Source organism: Paraburkholderia sp. SIMBA_027, assembly GCF_046535315.1.
In the GTDB taxonomy this organism is placed as follows: Bacteria; Pseudomonadota; Gammaproteobacteria; order Burkholderiales; family Burkholderiaceae; genus Paraburkholderia; species Paraburkholderia tropica.
In genome coordinates this window covers 58,991-75,697 of the sequence record NZ_JAWRWY010000019.1, presented here as the reverse complement: position 1 = coordinate 75,697, position 16,707 = coordinate 58,991, and the positions used below count along the sequence as shown (strand labels likewise).

At 66.5% G+C, this 16,707-nt stretch carries 18 protein-coding genes and 1 tRNA gene; 9 read left to right on the top strand and 10 right to left on the bottom strand.

From position 1 onward, the window contains the following. Positions 1-57 precede the first annotated feature (57 nt). Both SB764_RS30505 and SB764_RS30500 read right to left on the bottom strand, forming a co-directional pair. On the bottom strand, positions 58-744 hold the full coding sequence (locus SB764_RS30505) for a TetR/AcrR family transcriptional regulator (protein WP_074984274.1): 687 nt from the start codon (positions 742-744) through the stop codon (positions 58-60). Between the two features lie 51 nt (positions 745-795). After that, entirely contained in the window at positions 796-1,080 is a 285-nt protein-coding gene (locus SB764_RS30500; RefSeq protein ID WP_065063253.1) for a DUF1488 domain-containing protein, read from the bottom strand. A 205-nt stretch (positions 1,081-1,285) separates the two neighbouring features. Between SB764_RS30500 and SB764_RS30495 the strand changes: the two genes are divergently transcribed. After that, on the top strand, positions 1,286-1,498 hold the full coding sequence (locus SB764_RS30495) for a hypothetical protein (RefSeq protein ID WP_065063251.1): 213 nt from the start codon (positions 1,286-1,288) through the stop codon (positions 1,496-1,498). Positions 1,499-1,548: 50 nt separating this feature from the next. Here SB764_RS30495 and SB764_RS30490 read toward each other — a convergent pair whose 3' ends face one another. Further along, on the bottom strand, positions 1,549-1,887 hold the full coding sequence (locus SB764_RS30490) for a DMT family transporter (RefSeq protein WP_065063249.1): 339 nt from the start codon (positions 1,885-1,887) through the stop codon (positions 1,549-1,551). A gap of 4 nt (positions 1,888-1,891) precedes the next feature. Continuing rightward, positions 1,892-2,389: a heme-degrading domain-containing protein gene (locus SB764_RS30485; protein ID WP_065063248.1), complete on the bottom strand. Its 498-nt coding sequence runs from the start codon at positions 2,387-2,389 to the stop codon at positions 1,892-1,894. Between the two features lie 249 nt (positions 2,390-2,638). On the opposite strand from SB764_RS30485, the gene SB764_RS30480 reads away from it, so the two are divergent. From SB764_RS30480 to SB764_RS30450, 7 genes are all read left to right on the top strand, one after another. Then, a tRNA-Met gene (locus SB764_RS30480) sits at positions 2,639-2,715 on the top strand. Positions 2,716-2,864: 149 nt separating this feature from the next. Continuing rightward, positions 2,865-3,410: an NUDIX hydrolase gene (locus tag SB764_RS30475; protein WP_065063246.1), complete on the top strand. Its 546-nt coding sequence runs from the start codon at positions 2,865-2,867 to the stop codon at positions 3,408-3,410. Positions 3,411-3,420: 10 nt separating this feature from the next. Then, a complete protein-coding gene (gene aat / locus SB764_RS30470; RefSeq protein WP_065063244.1) occupies positions 3,421-4,185 on the top strand; it encodes a leucyl/phenylalanyl-tRNA--protein transferase in 765 nt (254 codons plus the stop codon). A gap of 282 nt (positions 4,186-4,467) precedes the next feature. Further along, positions 4,468-5,238, top strand: a complete 771-nt coding sequence (locus tag SB764_RS30465; protein ID WP_110328016.1) for an arginyltransferase — start codon at positions 4,468-4,470, stop codon at positions 5,236-5,238. A gap of 135 nt (positions 5,239-5,373) precedes the next feature. After that, the gene (locus SB764_RS30460) at positions 5,374-6,408 is read left to right on the top strand and encodes a quinone-dependent dihydroorotate dehydrogenase (RefSeq protein ID WP_065063240.1); all 1,035 of its coding nucleotides are present in this window, start codon (positions 5,374-5,376) and stop codon (positions 6,406-6,408) included. Positions 6,409-6,561: 153 nt separating this feature from the next. Then, positions 6,562-7,359, top strand: coding sequence for a cystine ABC transporter substrate-binding protein (locus tag SB764_RS30455; protein WP_065063238.1), 798 nt, complete (start codon positions 6,562-6,564; stop codon positions 7,357-7,359). A 158-nt stretch (positions 7,360-7,517) separates the two neighbouring features. Beyond that, positions 7,518-8,177, top strand: a complete 660-nt coding sequence (locus SB764_RS30450; RefSeq protein WP_065063236.1) for an amino acid ABC transporter permease — start codon at positions 7,518-7,520, stop codon at positions 8,175-8,177. A gap of 66 nt (positions 8,178-8,243) precedes the next feature. On the opposite strand, the gene SB764_RS30445 is transcribed toward SB764_RS30450, so the two are convergent. From SB764_RS30445 to SB764_RS30435, 3 genes are all read right to left on the bottom strand, one after another. Further along, the gene (locus SB764_RS30445; RefSeq protein ID WP_410865896.1) at positions 8,244-9,221 is read right to left on the bottom strand and encodes a Gfo/Idh/MocA family protein; all 978 of its coding nucleotides are present in this window, start codon (positions 9,219-9,221) and stop codon (positions 8,244-8,246) included. Between the two features lie 202 nt (positions 9,222-9,423). Further along, a complete protein-coding gene (locus tag SB764_RS30440; RefSeq protein WP_065063232.1) occupies positions 9,424-10,146 on the bottom strand; it encodes a FadR/GntR family transcriptional regulator in 723 nt (240 codons plus the stop codon). A 397-nt stretch (positions 10,147-10,543) separates the two neighbouring features. Continuing rightward, on the bottom strand, positions 10,544-12,130 hold the full coding sequence (locus SB764_RS30435) for a mannose-1-phosphate guanylyltransferase/mannose-6-phosphate isomerase (protein WP_074984277.1): 1,587 nt from the start codon (positions 12,128-12,130) through the stop codon (positions 10,544-10,546). Between the two features lie 841 nt (positions 12,131-12,971). On the opposite strand from SB764_RS30435, the gene SB764_RS30430 reads away from it, so the two are divergent. Then, entirely contained in the window at positions 12,972-13,706 is a 735-nt protein-coding gene (locus SB764_RS30430; RefSeq protein ID WP_065063228.1) for a Crp/Fnr family transcriptional regulator, read from the top strand. 307 nt (positions 13,707-14,013) lie between these two features. On the opposite strand, the gene rpiA is transcribed toward SB764_RS30430, so the two are convergent. From rpiA to rlmB, 3 genes are all read right to left on the bottom strand, one after another. After that, positions 14,014-14,709 (bottom strand): ribose-5-phosphate isomerase RpiA, encoded by a 696-nt coding sequence (gene rpiA / locus SB764_RS30425; protein ID WP_065063226.1) that lies wholly within the window; start codon positions 14,707-14,709, stop codon positions 14,014-14,016. A 173-nt stretch (positions 14,710-14,882) separates the two neighbouring features. Further along, the gene (locus SB764_RS30420) at positions 14,883-15,788 is read right to left on the bottom strand and encodes an N-acetylmuramoyl-L-alanine amidase (RefSeq protein WP_410865895.1); all 906 of its coding nucleotides are present in this window, start codon (positions 15,786-15,788) and stop codon (positions 14,883-14,885) included. A 45-nt stretch (positions 15,789-15,833) separates the two neighbouring features. Next, positions 15,834-16,577 (bottom strand): 23S rRNA (guanosine(2251)-2'-O)-methyltransferase RlmB, encoded by a 744-nt coding sequence (rlmB, locus tag SB764_RS30415; protein ID WP_065063223.1) that lies wholly within the window; start codon positions 16,575-16,577, stop codon positions 15,834-15,836. Positions 16,578-16,707: the final 130 nt, after the last annotated feature.

Sequence of the window (16,707 nt, the reverse complement as noted above, 5' to 3'; positions counted from 1 at the left end):
GCACGAAGAAATGACGCGCGCGGCCATCCGGACACGCGGCAGCGCCTCGCGAGGCTATCACGTCGCGCCGGCTTTCGTCGGCTTGCGGGCAGGCGCGGCGGCGCTGTCGCGATCGCTCTGCCCGTTCTGCCCGTCGTGCTGTTCCGGCTCGCGCGGACCGAACCACGCATCGAGCGCGACGTCGACGGTTTGCCTGCGCTGCGCCTCGCTCGCCAACGCCGGATCGCGCGACGCCAGCGCGACCACGCCGTGCAGCATCGCCTGGAGCGCACACGCGAGCGATGTGGAATCGATACGACGTTGCTGCGCGTCCGCGAGCGTCTGCAGCGTCGGCGCGAACAACGACGGCGCGCGCTCGCTGGGGAGATCCGCCTCCGTCGCCGCCGCTTCCGCTTCGCTGAACATCAACCGGTACGCCTGCGGATGATCGCAGCCATACGCGACGTAGCCGTGCGCGAGCGCCTCAAGACGCGCGCGCGGATCGTCGATACGCGCAAACGGCGCGAGATGCGCGAGCAGGTGCGCGTGGCCTTCGCGGCCCAGCGCGCGCACGATATCGTCGCGATTCGCGAAGTGCAGATAGAGCGACGCGGGCGAATAACCGATGGCGTCGGCGATCTTGCGCATCGACAGCGCGGCCAGGCCCTCGCGCATCACGATGCGGCGCGAGGCGTCGAGAATCCGTTCGCGCAGTTCGAGACGCTGCGCGGCGGCGCGGCGAACTTTCGGTTCGGTGAGGCCCATCGGCCCGATCCTCCTGCGCGCGAAACTATTCAGGACTGCCGGAGGACCCTGTCACGACAGCAAACTGCCCGGCGGAAAGTGCCCGCTCTTGAGCAGCACGGGCGTGCCGTTGCTCAGTTCGAGATGCGCGCGCGCCACGGCTTCGATGCGCGGGCGGCCCGCGTCGAACGCCTCCATCCAGGCTTCGCGGACGGCGGCGTTCGCGCCGAAGTGATCCTCGAGCGCCTCGACGGAAATCGCGCACGGCACGCGCGCGCCGTCGACCAGCGCGGGAAACACCACGGTGAGATTGGCGTCGCGCCAGACTGGCGCGTCGCCGGGAAATCGGATATCCATAAGCGGCCCCGCTCGACGATTTTGCAGAAGAAAATCCGCTCCGGCAGAAAACGGAAGAGCGCTTTATGTTACTCGTGGCGCAGCGGGTTCGACACCTGCGTGCACGGTGCACGTGCGAAAATTGCCAACACTCCGCGGTGGGGCGCGCTTTGCCGCTCGCACCCTTTCACTTTCGCAAGCAGGCAAACCGACAAGCAGACACGACATGGCACCGCATCTGAACGGCCGATACTTCGTGGACGACCACGAGATACCCGAACCGCAGGCGGCGAACCGCTGGTTCAGCTACGCACAGCAGCACGGCATCGACGTGGCGCGCGCGATCAGCGTCTGGGAAGACGCCGCCACGCTCGACGGCGAGACAAGCCGCGCGACGGTGGCGGGATGTGGAATCCGCATCGTGCCGCCCGAGGTCTGAGCGGCACGCGAGACAGCGCGATGCGGCGGGCGCGCGCATCGATACGCTGATCAGTGCGCCTGCATCTTCGAAAACAGATTCAGCACGAGCACGCCAGCCACGATCAGACCGAGGCCGAGCAACGCGGGCAGATCGGGCACCTGCTTGAAGAACAGCATCGCGACGAGCGTGATCAGCACGATGCCGACGCCCGACCACACCGCATAGACGATGCCCACGGGCAGGCTCTTGAGCGTCAGCGAGAGGCAGTAAAACGACACGCCATAGCCGACCACCACGACCGCCGACGGCACGAGCCGCGAAAAGCCGTTCGAGGCGCGCAGCGCGGACGTGGCGATGACTTCGGCGACGATGGCGATCGCGAGCAGGACCCAGGGAGAGGAGCGCATCGCGTCAGACCGTCGCGAGCGCGAGCTGGCTGTAGTCGGCGCCGAGCTGCGCGCACAGCGCCTCGACGACGAGTTCGTGGTCCTTGCGCTGCGGCAGCCCCGAGACGGTCACCGAGCCGATCACGCCGACGCCGTCGACAGTGATCGGAAACGCGCCGCCGTGCGTCGCGTATTCGGAAAGCGGCAGACCGTGTTTCTCGGCGAGCGTCGTGCCCGCTTGCTGCATGCGCAGGCCGATCGCGTACGAGCTGCGGCGGAAGTGATCGACGACGCGCGACTTGCGGCGCACCCAGTCGGCGTTGTCGGGCGAGGTGCCGGCGAGCGCGCAGAAGAACAGCGTGTGGCCGAAGGTGCGCACGTCAATGGCGACGGCATGCGAGCGCGCCACGGCCAGCTCGCGCAGATGAGCGCCGAGTTGCCAGGCGCGATCGGCGTCGAAGCGGGGAAACACCAGCGCGCGCTCTTGCGCGGTCACCGTTTGCAGATCGTGGGCGATATCCATAGGGGGCGAGTCAGACTGAGGGAATTGAGCGCTGATTCTAGCCTGGCGGTTTGGCGCGCTGGATGTGGCTAGCGGCACCTCGATTTGTCCAAATGCGCCTTTGGGTGCGCGCTTTCGCCGAGCCTCGCCGGTCCCCTGAAGCGGCCTGCGCAAAGGCCCCGCAATCTTTCCGCAATCGTCTGGCAGGCTTTTCGTTATTTTCTGTTGACAGCTTCGATCCTAGCCCTCATAATAGCTTTCTCTGACGGACGCGGGGTGGAGCAGTCTGGCAGCTCGTCGGGCTCATAACCCGAAGGTCACAGGTTCAAATCCTGTCCCCGCAACCAGCAAGCTGTTCGTCGGAAACAAACAAGGGTTACAACGCATTGGCGTGTAACCCTTTTTTGTTTTTGTCGCTCCCTTCCCCTCCGGTTCGCGCCCCCGTCATCGCACGCGGCGGTGATACACTCGCATCACCCATCCCCCTATCGTGCCCATGAAATTCTGCTCGACTTGCGGTCAGGCGGTCAGCCTGCTCGTTCCGCCCGGCGACAACCGCGAACGCTACGTCTGCTCGCACTGCGGCACTATCCACTATCAGAATCCGCGCAACGTAGTGGGCACCGTTCCCGTTTGGGAAGACAAGGTGCTGCTGTGCCGGCGCGCGATCGAGCCGCGCTACGGCTACTGGACGCTGCCCGCGGGTTTCATGGAGATGGGCGAGACGACCGCCGAGGCCGCCTCACGCGAAACGCTAGAGGAAGCCGGCGCGCGCGTGGAGGTGCAGAGCCTCTTTTCGCTGCTGAACGTGCCGCGCGTGCATCAGGTGCATCTGTTCTATCTCGCGCGTCTGCTCGATCTCGACATCGCGGCGGGCGAGGAAAGCCTCGAAGTCCGCCTCTTCGAAGAGCACGAAATTCCCTGGGACGACATCGCCTTTCCGACGGTCGGCCAGACCCTGCGCTTTTTCTTCGCCGATCGCCAGTCGGGCAGCTACGGCCTGCACACCGGCGACGTCCTGCGCTCGCTGCGCGACGGCTGAGCCCGCGGCCATGGTGCCCTGGCTTTCGCCCGACGAACCGTTTCCGCCCGTCGAACGCGCCCTTGGCGCGTCGAGCGGCGCGCCGGGCCTGCTCGCCGCGAGCGCCGACCTGCTGCCCTCGCGGCTCGTCGACGCCTATCGGCACGGCATTTTTCCGTGGTATTCCGACGGCCAGCCGGTGCTCTGGTGGAGCCCGGACCCGCGCATGATCCTGCGTCCGGACGACTTCAAGGTCTCGCCGTCGTTCAAGAAAACCCTCAAGCGCGTGCTGCGCGATCCGGCCTGGGAAGTCCGCGTCGACGACGATTTCGCCGCCGTGATGCGCGCCTGCGCCAGCGCGCCGCGTCACGGCCAGCGCGGCACCTGGATTACCAACGATGTGATCGACGCCTATTCCACGCTGCACCGGATCGGCGAGGCGCATAGCGTCGAAACCTGGTTCGAGGGCCGCCGCGTGGGCGGTCTGTACGGCGTCTCGCTCGGCACGATGTTCTTCGGCGAGTCGATGTTCGCCGCCATGACCGACGCCTCGAAAATCGCGCTCGCGGCGCTCGTCGCGCATTTGCGCCGCAGCGGCGTCGCACTGATCGACTGCCAGCAGAACACCGCGCATCTCGCCTCGCTCGGCGGCCACGAAATCGCCCGCAAGAGCTTCCTCGCGCACGTGCGCGCGACCGTGAGCGCGCCGGCCATCGGCTGGCGCTTCGACAAGCAGGTGCTCGCCGACTGGACCGGCCATCGCAGCGCGCCCGAGTCCGCCGTTCCGGCCGTCTGAGACCGCGCGCGCCCTCTTTTCGCGCAAGCCGGAGAAGCACGCGAACAAGCGGACGAACACGCGGTCCGCCTCGCACAACGCCGCGCAATTCGATGGATTCCCGCCTGGCGTCGATGTTAGTATGCAAGCAGAACACGTCGCATCCGCGGCCCGCAGAACGAGACGCTGCGCGGCTCTGCGGCGCGCCCGGCACGGCAACCCGGCGTCCTGCGCCTCCCCTGCGCCCGCGCGCGGCAATCACGCCGATCCGCGACGATCCGAACCGCTACGAGAGCTGCCAACGTGACGCATCCCAACGAGCTGCCGCTTTCACCGCTTTCCGCGCTGCAATTCTATGCAACGGCGCCTTACCCCTGCAGTTATCTGGAGGGGCGCATCGCGCGCTCGCAAGTCGCCACGCCGAGCCACCTGATCAACTCCGACGTCTACACCGATCTCGTGAAAGCGGGCTTTCGCCGCTCGGGCGTCTTCACCTATCGGCCCTATTGCGACGGCTGCCGCGCCTGCGTGCCGGTGCGCGTGCCGGTCGAGCGCTTCACGCCGCGCCGCACGCAGCGGCGCACCTGGAAGCAGCACGGCGCGCTCGTCGCGACCGTCGCGCCGCTGCATTACGACGAAGCGCACTACGCGCTGTACATGCGCTACCAGTCGGCGCGCCACGCGGGCGGCGGCATGGACCGCGACAGCCGCGACCAGTACGAGCAGTTCCTGCTGCAAAGCCGGATCAACTCGCGCCTCGTCGAGTTTCGCGAGCCCGATCCGCAACAGCCCGACGAGCCCGGCACGCTGCGCATGGTCAGCATGATCGACATCCTCGGCGACGGCCTCTCGTCGGTCTATACGTTCTTCGAGCCCGACGATCCGCACGCGAGCTACGGCACCTACAACATCCTCTGGCAGATCGAGCAGGCACGCAGCCTTCAACTGCCTTACGTCTACCTCGGCTACTGGATTCGCGAAAGTCCCAAGATGGCGTACAAGGCGCGTTTTCAGCCGCTCGAAGGGCTTTTCGACGGCGTCTGGCGCGCGCTCGATCCGCTGCCCGAGCGTTAGGAGATGGCCGCCGCGCGGCCTCGCGCGCGCGTTTTCGCCGCCACGCGCGCCCTGCGCCCGTTCAGCCGCCTCCCTCGCCCGGCTTTCTCGCTAAAATAGCGGGTTCCCATTTTCCGGCGCGCGCGCCTTCCTCCCGTGTTCAGTACCCTTTATCCGTTCGTTCGCGACCAGCTCTTCCGCATGGACGCCGAAGACGCCCACCACCTCTCGCTGCGCATGATCGGCGCCGCGGGCCGCACCGGCATGGCCGGCCTGCTTGCGCCGCGCGTCCCGGATTCGCCGCGCACGGTGATGGGTCTCACGTTCCGCAACCCGGTGGGTCTCGCCGCGGGTCTCGACAAGGAAGGCGCCGCCATCGACGGATTCGCCGCGCTGGGCTTCGGCTTCATCGAGGTGGGCACGGTCACGCCGCGTCCGCAGCCGGGCAATCCGCGTCCGCGCATTTTCCGTCTGCCCGAGGCGGGCGGCATCATCAACCGGATGGGTTTCAACAACCACGGCGTCGAGCAGTTCGTGAAGAACGTGCAGGCCGCGCGTTATCGCGGCATTCTCGGCCTGAACATCGGCAAGAACGCCGATACGCCGATCGAGCGCGCCGCCGACGACTACCTGTTCTGCCTCGAACGCGTCTATCCGTTCGCGAGCTACGTGACGATCAATATTTCGTCGCCGAACACGAAGAATCTGCGTCAATTGCAAGGCGGCGGCGAACTCGACGCCCTGCTCGCGGCGCTCAAGGACAAGCAGCAGCGTCTGGCCGACATGCACGGCAAGCTCGTGCCGCTCGCACTCAAGATCGCTCCCGATCTCGACGACGAACAGGTCAAGGAGATCGCCGACACGCTGCTGCGCCACAAGATCGAAGGCGTGATCGCCACCAACACCACACTCTCGCGCGCGGCCGTCGAGGGCCTGCCGAACGCCGCCGAAACCGGCGGTCTGTCGGGCCGTCCGGTGTTCGACGCGTCGAACGAGGTGATCCGCAAGCTGCGCGCCGAACTCGGCGAGCAGGTGCCGATTATCGGCGTGGGCGGCATTTTCTCGGGCGAGGACGCGCGCGCGAAGATCGCCGCGGGCGCCGCGCTCGTGCAGGTCTACACCGGCTTCATCTATCGCGGTCCGGCGCTCGTTGCCGAATGCGCGCGGGCGCTGGCCTCGGGCCGCGCCTGAGGCTATAGTTTCTGACTCAGTATTTCCGGCCATGCGCGGCGCTTCGGAGGCGTCGCCCGGCCTGAAAGCGGCAGCCCTCCCGATCGCCTCGCCAGGCGCGCGCCATCCAGCGCCGGGAAGGCCGCCACATCGCAGCAAAACAAGAGGAAAACAATGAAAGCATCCTTGCTGAAGAAGCTCCTTGCCGTCGCTCTCGTCGGTGTTTCGTTTGTCGCGGCGAGCGCCCACGCCGAGGACCTGCTCGACCAGGCGAAGGCGCGCGGCACGCTGCGCATCGGCCTCGAAGGCACCTTCCCGCCATTCAACTCGAAGGCGCCCAACGGCGAGCTGGTCGGCTACGACGTCGACATCGCGCGCGCCGTGGCCGCGAAGATGGGCCTGAAGCCCGAGTTCGTCACGACCGAGTGGAGCGGCATCATCGCCGGTCTGCAGGCAGGCAAGTTCGACGTGATCGTCAACCAGGTCGGCATCACCGACCAGCGCAAGGCCGTGCTCGACTTCTCGCCGGCGTACACGTACTCGGCGGCGCAGCTCATCCAGCGCAAGGACGACACGCGCCAGTTCAAGTCGCTCGACGACCTCAAGGGCAAGAAGCTCGGGGTCGGTCTGGGCACGAACTACATGGACATGGCCAAGTCGGTGCCGGGCATCGACGTGAAGACCTATCCGGGCGCGCCCGAGTATCTGCGCGACCTGGCCGCCGGCCGTCTGGACGCGGCGCTCAACGACCGCCTGATGCTCGCGTACCTGCTGAAGAACTCGCAGCTGCCGCTGCGCACGGGTTCGATCGTCGGTGACGGCAACCCGTCGGGCATTCCGTTCAAGAAGGGCAATCCGAAGTTCGCCAAGGCGATCGACGACGCGATGACGCAACTCGAAGCCGACGGCACTTTCGCGAAGATCTCCGACAAATGGTTCGGCATCGACGTGACCAAACCGGTCACGAAGTAACGGCGTCCGGCGCCTTGCGCAACGTGCCCGACGTGCGGCTCGCCGCGCGGGTATCGTGCGCAAGGTGATGCGCGCGGGGCGGCATCGCACGATGCCGCCCCTTGTTATTTCACGGCGCTCCTCGCGCCCCTAACCCGCGTCTCGCGCGCGTTTTCCCCATGCCCATCTACACGCTCATCATCCAGTCGCTGCCGGTGCTCGCGCAGGGCGCGGTGCTGACGATCAAATTCGCCATCCTGTCGATGATCTTCGGCCTCATCGGCGGCGCCGTGCTCGCGCTCATGGGCATCAGCACGAACCGCGCGTTTCCCGTGATCGCGCGCGTGTACGTGAGCATCATGCGCGGCACCCCGCTGCTCGTGCAGATCTTCGTGATTTACTACGGATTGCCAAGCATCGGCATCTCGCTCGATCCGACGCCGGCCGGCGTGATCGCACTCTCCGCGAATGTCGCGGCGTATCTCTCCGAAAGCATGCGCGGCGCGATTCTCGGCATTCATCACGGCCAATGGCTCGCGGCGTACAGTCTCGGTCTCTCGCGCCGCCAGACGCTGCGTTACGTGATCGCGCCTCAGGCGCTGCGCATTGCCGTGCCGAGCCTCTCGAACAGTCTCATCAGCCTGATCAAGGACACCTCGCTCGTCTCGGTGATCACGGTGACGGAGCTGCTGCGCAGCGCGCAGGAAATCATCGCCTCGACCTATCAGCCGCTGCCGCTCTATCTCGCCGCCGCCGCGGTGTACTGGGTGCTGTGCCAGATCCTCGAATGGGTCCAGCACTGGTACGAAAAGCGCCTCGCGCTGCCTTCGCGGCACTGAGGATCATCGCAACACGCACGCGCCGTGCATGTCACGCGGCGCGGCGCGCCCGCCTCCGCATTCGCCTCACTCGCAGGCGAACTTCAGGCCGAGCGCCGCGCGCGCCGAATCGGCCATCGCGATCATGCGCCGCGACGTCTCGTGCGGCAGGATCGGACTCTCCAGCGCGCCCTCGCGCAACAGCTCGCAGAAGTGCGCGGTCTCGTAGTTGAGGCCGCCGCCGTCGAAAGGCTCGTCCAGCTCCGCCACGCGGCCATCCACGTAACGAATGGTCGCGCGCACCGGATTCCACCAGTTCGCGTGGATCGTCACGTTGCCGAGCGGGCCCGCCAGCAGCGCGTCGCCGTATCCGTGCAGATCGAGTCCGCAAAAAAGCTGCGCGATACCGTTTTCATGCTGGCAATTCAGGCTCGCGAAGGTGTCCACGCCGGTCGCGCCGAGCCGCCCGAAGGTCTGCACCTCGCGCGGCGCGCCGAGCCAGTCCACGGCGAGAAACATCTCGTACACGCCGATGTCGAGCAGCGCGCCGCCTGCATGCTCGAACGAGAACGACGGATGATCGGCGGGCACGTTGGCCACCGAGCAGCCCGCGCGCACGAGGCCGACGGGACCGATCGGATCCGCTTCCAGATGGGCGCGCAAGGCGCGATACAGCGGATAGAACGGCGGCTTCATCGCTTCCATGAAAAGACGCCTGGCCGCGCGCGCGGCGTCGAGCACGCGCTCGAACTGCGTGACGTTCACGGTGGCGGGTTTCTCGCAGAGCACCGGCACACCGGCTTCGAGCGCGGCAATCGCGTAGTGCGCGTGGCTGTCCTGCATGGTGGCGATATAGACCGCGTCGATGCCGCTCGCGAGCAAGGCCTCGAAGCTCTCGCAAGCCGTTGCGCCGAACTCGCCGGCGAGCGCTTCGGCGGGCGCCGCGCGTCGCGACCATACCGCGCTCACACGCGCGTCGCGCACGTGCTGCACGCCCTGCGCGAAGCGCCGCGCAATGCGGCCCGCGCCCACGATGCCCCAACGGATCGTCTGAATCTCGCTCATGCGTCGCCCTCTCGCGTTCTGTCGCTCTAACGCTGCGTCGATATGTCGCGCGCTCGAAGCTCAGGACGATACCGGCTCGCGCGCGGGAGAGCAAATCGACGCGCCGTGCATGTCACGCGCGGGAAAGACGCAAAAGACGCAAAACCCGGCCGCGCGATGCGGGGCCGGGTTCGAGGTGAAGCGAAACTTCAAACGGCCGCGTTCAGCGCGGCTGCTCGATCGCTTCCTGAGTCAGCGCGTGATGCAGTTCGTCGGCGGTGAATTCGATCATCGCGGCGGCCGCGGCCTGCGCTTCCTGCGGCGCGCGCCGCTCGATCGCGTCGACCACGCGTCCATGTCCGGCGACGATGTTCGCCCAGCCGCCGTCGCGTTCACTGACGATCGGATTCACGAGCGACAGCGCACCGCGAATGATCGCCGCCATCTGCTGATAGAACTGATTGCCGCTCGCCGCCAGAATGCGCGTGTGCAGTAACGTGTCGGCGGCCTGGCAGCCCGCGTCGCCGGGACTCGTCTGGCTGAGCGCTTCGTAGGCGTCGCGAATGCCCGCGAGATCCGCGGCGCTCGCGCGTTCGGCGGCCAGCGCACAGGCTGCGGGCTCGATCAGCGCGCGAAACTCGATCACGTCGCGCAAGAACGTCTTGTCGGGCTTCGCGCGAAAGCGCCAGCTCACCACGTCCTCGTCGATCATGCGCCAGTCGCGCATCGGCCGTATGCGTGTGCCGATCTTCGGACGCACGTCGAGCATGTGCCGCGCGAGCAGCATCGACAGCGCTTCGCGCATGACGGTGCGGCTTACGTCGAACTCTTTCGACAACACGTCCTGCGGCGGCAGAATCGCGCCGTAACGTTCCTCGACTATGCCCGAGATCAGGCCATCCATGACCTTGCTCACCAGCGATCGTTCTTTGTTTCCCAGTTCCATGACCCCTCCCCCCCGATGCGGCGTTATCGCCCTGTTTGCCGGTTACTGCACGGGCCCTCAAGCTGCGTCGATCTCAAGCGTACGTTGCCATGCGTATTGCATATCTCGCCAGCCAGGATATTTCCTGACATGAAAGGCCTACGTTTCACGCCCTATTCGATCCAGATCTCGAAAGCACACTGCAATTGGCCCTTCGGTTGCCCGATTGTTTTGTTTTGAAGTTATTCGTCGTCGTTTTCGTCTGTCGTCTGTATGAAGCACTCGCTTACACCTGGGCGGCAACGCGGCGCGCGTCTGTGCATATGCAGCGATGCGCGCCGCCGTCCTCAGCGAGGCTTCATTCATGGGCCCTTCTTGATGCACGTTGCTCGACGCGAGTTGCGTGCGCCGCTCAATCTCAGCTACGCGTGACGAGAGCCGGCGCGCGGCCGTACTGATCGTCGAAGCGCACGATGTCGTCTTCGCCGAGATAGCCGCCCGACTGCACCTCGATGATTTCAAGCGGTGTCTTGCCCGGATTCTCGAGGCGATGCTTCACGCCGAGCGGGATATAGGTCGATTCGTTTTCCGAAAGCAGGAACACCTCGTCGCCGCGCGTGACGCGCGCCGTGCCGCGCACGACCACCCAGTGCTCCGCGCGGTGGTGATGCATCTGCAGCGACAACACGCCGCCCGGCTTCACGACGATGCGCTTGACCTGGAAGCGTTCGCCGCGATCGATCGAGTCGTAACAGCCCCACGGACGCTCCACGCGCCGATGGTGCTGCGCTTCCTCGCCGCGCTGCGCCTTGAGCTTGCCGACGATCGCCTTGACGTTCTGCACGCGATCCTTGGCCGCGACCAGCACCGCATCGGCGGTCTCCACCACCACCACGCCGTGCACGCCCACGCAGGCGACCAGCCGGCCGTCCGAATGCGCGAAGGTTTCGGTCGAGTCTTCGAACAGCACGCGGCCGCGCGCGACGTTGCCCGCCGCGTCCTTCTGCGAGACCTGCCAGACGGCGTCCCACGCGCCCACATCCGACCAGCCCGCGACGAGCGGCACGACCACGCCCGCGAGACGCGCGTCGGCGCCGATGGACTCCATTACCGCGTAGTCGATCGAGTCGGACGGACAGGCGGCGAGCGTCGCCGCATCGAGATGCACGGCGCCGTCGGCGTCGACGGCCGCGCGCTCGAAGGCTTGCGCGCAATGCACGGAGATCTCGGGACGGCAATGCGCGATCGCCGAAAGCCAGACCGAAGCGCGCACGACGAAGATGCCGCTGTTCCACCAGTAATCGCCGGACGCGACGTAGCTTTCGGCGACGTCCGCGCTGGGCTTTTCGACGAAACGCTCGATCTTGCGCGCGCCGCCCGCGCCCAGCGCCGCGCCGGCGCCGATATAGCCGTAGCCGGTTTCCGCGCGCGTCGGCGGCACGCCGAGCGTGACGATCGCACCGCGCGCCGCGTAGGTCACGGCCTCTTCGAGCGCGGCGGCGAACGCGTTACGGTCGGCAATCAGATGATCGGCCGGCATGGCGATGAGAATCGGATCGCTGTCGCTGACGGAACCGTCCGCGCCGGTCGCCGCCGCACTGGCGGCGTGAGCGGCATGCGTCGCGTGGGCGGCCAGCGCGGCCACGGTCAACGCCGGCGCGGTATTGCGCGCAACCGGTTCGAACACGACACGCGCGGCCATGCCGCTGCGGCCAAGACGGTCGGCGGTCATGTGGCGCAACTCTTCGCTGCTCACCACCAGCGGCGCGGCCTTGCGCACGCTGCTGCCGGCGCGCGCATAGAGGCCGTCGAGGCGGCGCACGGTGGCTTCGAGCAGGGACTCGCCGTCGAGCAGGTCGATCAACTGCTTGGGGCAGTGCTCACGAGAAAGCGGCCACAGCCGCGTGCCCGATCCGCCCGCCAGCACCACCGGCTGGACGACGAGCGCGACTTCGGGTTCATTGGCCGCGGCGATCACGCCGGCCGGCGTCACGATCTGGTTCATGCGAGAAGCTCCCCGTTCCGAATGCTTCGGTTGTTCCGATACTTCCGTTAACGCTGGTTATGGGTGCACCTCGCACCCCCGTTTTCGGATTCCATTGGAACAAAGCGCATCGGACGATTCTGTACGCATACCCACACTGATCGCGCGCTGATGACCCGGCGATGCCATCGCCGCGGTTCGCGTGAGGCGGTCAGGCCGTTGCGCATGCAACCGCGCGTCCGTGTCATGAATGAACGAAGAAAGATGGCAGACGTTGCGAGCCTCACACAGCATGCGAGGCGCTTATGTGCGCTAGCCCACGTAACGTGACGCGGCGTTACGCGGGTCATGTTTCAGGACCGAACGTTTCCTCGCGCCGCCCTCGCGGTGCAACACGGATGAATCAAATCCGCACGCTTTTGCCTGCGCCCGGATGCCGCGCCCCCTTTTTCGATGCGCGCATGTTTCAGCATGGAGTCATTTTTCGCACCCCCTGCCAGAAGCACGAATACCCCAATAAATTCAAGGATTTACGTCGATATAAAATGCGCGGACCGCGCAAAGCGCAGGCGTAGTCGTCGTACAGAATTGAAACAAAAATCCCGCTTTATGCCCCCGTTCTTGCATTGCATCGCCCGCAAAGCCACGCGCCTGAACGATTCGGGGTCATCTGGCACACACCCTGCTTTGAGAGGTACGCCACACAGGCGTATCGCAGACAACGATCTCGCGAACGACTCGGGACTATGGGGCCGGCAAGCCGAACGCAGAGCCGCTACGGGAAGCGGCAAACACAACATGCTCGACAGCCGGAACGAAAAAACATGGGGCGACGAAAGTCGCTTCGCACGAGGACCAAATCATGTTGACCCTTCAATCAGACCTGCACGGCAATCACCTGCTCGGCGCCCTGCCGTCGCACGAATGGCAAGCTCTCGCACCGCATCTCGAACTCGTTCATCTGCGCACCGAACAATTGCTCTGTGACTCCGGCCAGCGCATTCATCACGTCTACTTTCCGACCACGGCCATCATCTCGATGCTCTCGACGATGGAAGACGGCAGTTCCGTGGAAATCGCCGCCGTCGGCCGCGAAGGCATGACCGGCGTGCCAGTGCTCACGGGCGGCGAAACCATGCCGAACCGCGTGCAGGTGCAGTGCGCGGGCTTCGCCTACCGCATGAGCGCGCAAAGCCTCAAGCAACAATTCGCGCGTTCGGACTTCCTGCGTCGCCTGATGCTGCTGTACATGCACGCACTGCTCACGCAGGTCGCGCAAACCGCCGCCTGCAATCGTCATCACTCGCTGAGCAAGCAACTGTGCCGCTGGCTGCTGATCGAAGTCGATCGCGTGGCCTCGAACGACCTCTCGGTCACGCAGCAACTGATCGCCGATATGCTCGGCGTGCGTCGCGAAGGCATCACGGAAGCGGCCGGCAAGCTGCACGACGAAGGCCTGATCCACCATAGCCGCGGCCGTATCCGCATCCTCGACCGCAAGGGCCTCGAAGGCCGCGCGTGCGAGTGCTACGGCCTCGTGCGCCGCGAGTTCGACCGCCTGCTGCCGCGTCTGCATCAGGCCGAAACGGTGGAGTGACGAAGGGGCGCGCGGCGCGGGCCGCGCGCGGTTCTCGTGAGCCGAAGGATTTCGCGAAACGTGCCCGGGACGGCGCGTTTCGCCTTTTTCCCCGCATGTTTTTTCCCCGCATGTTGACGGCACAACGATCGCGCATCCGCTGCTCTCATATTCATCAGGATGCCGAATCAACTGGCGCGTATCGACGCATATCGATGCACACTTCGCTCCGCCGGAACCGCTAAAACACCATCTTGCGGACGGCGGCGTGACTGACGCCTCGCCACCGCCCTGCCGGCCGATCCCGACGATCAGCCGGACATCGCGATCAAGCCTTGCGGTACTCGATGCGCTCGACGCCTTGCGCGCCGCCCAGCAGGCACAGATCGGCGCCGCGCGACGCGAACAGACCGACGGTGACCACGCCCGGCCACGCATTCACATGCGCTTCGAGCGTGCGCGGGTCGCTGATGCGCAGACCCTTCACGTCGAGAATCTCGTTGCCGTTGTCGGTGATGAAGGGCGAACCGTCTTGCTTCACGCGCAGCACCGGCACGCCGCCGAGCGCCGTCACGCGGCGGCCGATGGCCGTGCGCGCCATCGGCACGACTTCGATCGGCAGCGGAAACTGGCCGAGCACGTCCACGAGCTTGCTCGCATCGGCGATACAGACAAACACTTCCGACACCGACGCCACGATCTTCTCGCGCGTGAGCGCCCCGCCGCCGCCCTTGATCATCGCGCCCGACGCGTCGATCTCGTCGGCGCCGTCCACGTAGACGGGCAGCGATTCGATGTCGTTCAGGTCGAAGATCTTGAAGCCCTGCGCTTCGAGGCGCGCGGTGGTGGCCACCGAGCTGGACACCGCGCCGCGATAGCGGCCCTTGCTGGCGGCCAGTGCGTCGATGAAACAGTTCGCGGTCGAGCCGGTGCCGACGCCGATGATGGCGCCTTCCGGCACGTTCGCGTTGACATAGTCGGCCGCGGCCTGGCCGACCAGTTGTTTGAGTTCGTCTTGAGTCATGATGGGGAACTGCCCGAGGAAAGAAAAACGCGGAAAACGCCTAGTTTACCGGAGTTGCGGACCTGGACCTGCGGGGATCGGCGGTTATCGGCGAAGATGCGCCGGATTCGGGCCGTCGTGCGGGCTGTCGTGCCGCGCGCCGGAAAGGCATGCGGCATGCATCGCCGCGGGCGTCAGGGCGCCGTTTCGGTCGTGCCGGGCAGCGCCGGCGCGGTTTTGTCGACGTATTTGTCGAGCAGCGCCTGGGCGATCGCGTCGGTTTGCGCGTCGGGCGTGCCGGAATAGTCGCTCGGCCGGAAGTGCATCTGGAAGGCGGCGAACACGCGGCGCGTGCGCTCGTCGAGCACGCCGTCGGTGGCCACCTCGTAGCCGTAGCGCGCGAGCTTCACCTGCAGGCCGCGCACGTCGGCGGCCGCATTGGGCGCGCGGCCCGCCAGATCCGCCTGCACGGTCGCGTCGTCGGGCCAGGCGCCCACGCCCGCGTCGTAAAGCTGCTTCCACGGGAACGCCGGACCCGGATCGATCTTGCGCTGGGGCGCGATGTCGCTGTGCCCCACCACGCGCGTCGGCGGAATGCCGTAACGCGTGACGATGTCCTTCGAGAGCGCGATGATCGCCGCCACCTGATCGGGCGGCCAGGGCGCCCACGTGCGCCCGGCGGGCGTATCGTGCGGTCCGGAATTGACGTTTTCGATCCCGATCGACGCCGCATTCAGCTCGGTCGTGCCCTGCCACTCGCTCACGCCCGCATGCCAGGCGCGCTGCGTTTCGGGCACGAGCTGCAGCACGACGGGCTTGCCGTCGCGCAGCGGCGGATGCTCGGGCACGAGGTAATGCGCGCTCACATTCTCGCGCGTGAGTTCCTCGAGCGAGGTCGGCTCGTCGCCTTCCGTGTAGTGCAGCACGAGGAAGCGGATGCGCGAATCGGCGCTACGCGCGTGATATTGCGTATCCGCGACGTAGCCGCCGCGGTCGATCATCGTGGCGGGCGTGCAGGCGGCAAGCGCCAGCACCGCGCCGAGCGCGGCGAACGGCGCGCCATGCCGCGCAAATCGCCGGGTCAAACCCAAGAGTGTCATGCTGCGTCGATCAGAATCCAGGCGCGGGTGAAACGCGATGCGCGATCAGCGCGCCACCGCGCGCTGGCGCACGGCTTCGAACAGGCAGACGCCCGACGCCACCGAGACGTTCAGGCTCTCGACCGTGCCGGCCATCGGAATCTGCATGACTTCGTCGCAGGTTTCGCGCGTGAGACGGCGCATGCCTTCGCCTTCGGCGCCCATCACCAGCGCGACGGGACCGTCGAGCTTGGTCTGATAAAGGCCCGTGGGCGCGTCGCCGGCCGTGCCGATGATCCACACGCCCGCGTCCTTGAGCTCGCGCAGCGCGCGCGCCAGGTTCGTGACGGTGATGTACGGCACCGTGTCGGCGGCACCGCTCGCGACCTTCGCGGCCGTGGCGTTCAGGCCCACGGCGCGGTCGCGCGGCGCGATCACGGCGTGCGCGCCGGCGGCGTCGGCCACGCGCAGACACGCGCCGAGGTTATGCGGATCGGTCACGCCGTCGAGCACCAGCAGCAGCGGCGAACCCTGAATGCCGTCGAGCAGTTCCGCGAGGTTCTGCGCGAGCGGCATGTCGTGCACGCGCGCCACCACGCCCTGATGGCGCTCGGTGTGCGCGAGGCCCCAGAGGCGCGTCTCGTCGGCAGCAATGATGCGCACGCCCGCTTCTTTCGCGGCGTGCAGGAATTCCTGCATGCGGCGATCGCGCCGCGACGTGTCGTAGTAAATATCTTCGACCGTGGACGCGTCGTGCCGCATACGTGCGGTCACCGCATGAAAACCGTAAAGAACCTTGAGACGTGACATGACTGGCTACAACCCCTGATGAACGGCTCGCGACGCGCCTGCCTGCGCGCATCGCGAACAAAAATAAGTGCGCCGGTCGTCGTGACCGGCGCGGTCCTGCTGGAACAGCTTCAGCGCGACGCCGGTGCGC